At 59.4% G+C, this 1,605-nt stretch carries 1 protein-coding gene; it reads left to right on the forward strand.

Translation table 11 applies throughout. The features are described 5' to 3' along the window. Nucleotides 1-196: 196 nt before the first annotated feature. A partial coding sequence (locus WB308_RS00350; protein WP_424187851.1) for a hypothetical protein occupies nucleotides 197-1,605 on the forward strand: 1,409 nt, incomplete at its 3' end.

Below are 1,605 nucleotides of genomic sequence, written 5' to 3' on the forward strand. Positions count from 1 at the left end.
GAAACTGGTCCTGTATTATCAGAAACGGAACTTCGTTGCCTACATGTCCCATCGTAAAACCAGGCTGGCCAGACTCGCCGCTCTATCCAATGTTGCGCTGTAATACTAGCGAAGCTTCGCCTCAAACCGACGAGTCGCGAAGCGGTGGTTGAATCTCGTCGGTAAATGTGATAGGCTAGCCATTGGAGGCTGGCCTATGACGAACGTCAATGACTTGCTGCGCGATCATGTGACGCTGACCGTCGAGTGTCTGGATCGCATCTATCTCAACGGCTACATTCCGACGCTGCAAGTGCCTGGGCAACTGGTCAACTTCCTGATCGGCCATCGTGGGAACAAAATCCCGTCGCCCGCCCTGCTGGGCCGGATCACCGACGACTTCAAGGCCCAGATCCAGTCCTTTGCCGAGCAAGGCGGTATTCCGATGGTGCACTTTGAGCCTGGCCAGCGCAAGGACGACATCGCCGCCGAGTACCGCCAGAAGTTTGATCAACCGGAAGGTGTGGTCTTCATCGGCGTGGCGCAGGAAAAGGCCCAGGCTTTCAAAGGTCGCAAGAAAGACCAGACCGGCTACATCGGCTTCGAGTACAGCCGAGACGCGGTGCGGGTCAACCATTACTACTTCTACATCCAGGACGCTGACTTCGGGCCGGCCTTCATCAAGGTGTGCAGCTATGCGCCGTATGCCATCAAGGTCTGTCTCAACGGCCACGAGTGGGCCAAGCAGCAGTTGCGCAAGGAAGGTATCGCCTTCGAGATTTTGGATAACGGCTTTCTGTCCTGTGCCGATGCCGAGCGTTTGCAGGCGGTCTGCGACCAGTTGGGGCCCGAGCAGATCCAGGCTTTCTTTGCCAAGTGGGTCGAGCGTCTGCCCATGCCCCTGACGGCGGCTGACCGCCAGGCTGGTTACCGCCATCGCCTGTCCGTCTGGCAAGTGGAAACCAGTCGCACGCAAGTCTTCGACGATCCCGTGCGCGGCCGGGAGTTCTTCGAAGCCGTCATCCGCGAGAACCTGGACTTAGGCCGTCCGGATCGGGTGCAGTTGGTCTTCGACCGCAAAATCATCAAGACCACGCCGGGCCAGTTCCGCACCCGAGTCATCGAAGACGGCGTACTACCCAGCTTACACATCGAGTACAAGGCGAACCGGGTCAAGCAGTATTTCAAGGAAGGCCGCGCCCTGCGCACCGAAACGACCATCAACGAGCCCAAGGATTTCGGCGTGAACAAGGACCTCAGCCAGTTACCTTACCTGGAACAGATCGGTCGGCAGATCAACCGACGTCTATTGGACGTCCAACGGGTCAGCCACAACTGTCATTTGTCGCAAGAGAGTGTCGAACGGGTCGTCCTCCCGACCGTCACCGAGGACGGTCCACGCGCCCCGGGCCTGCGCTTTGGCCAACTGCGGGTCATGGCCTCGCCTTCGGCGTGGCGGCGCTCACCTCGTTTCTCGCGGCGACCCAGGGTTTCACGCACCGCAGCTTGCGGCCACAAGTGGCTGATCTGCAAGGCCTGGCCCATGACCAGTACACCACGGGCCAGCTCACTTACGATCTGCGCCGTCTGCGTCTCAAAGGTATCATCTGGCGCGTGCCTCACACC

It is taken from the genome of Sulfuricurvum sp. (genome assembly GCF_049587615.1).
Lineage (GTDB): Bacteria > Campylobacterota > Campylobacteria > Campylobacterales > Sulfurimonadaceae > Sulfuricurvum.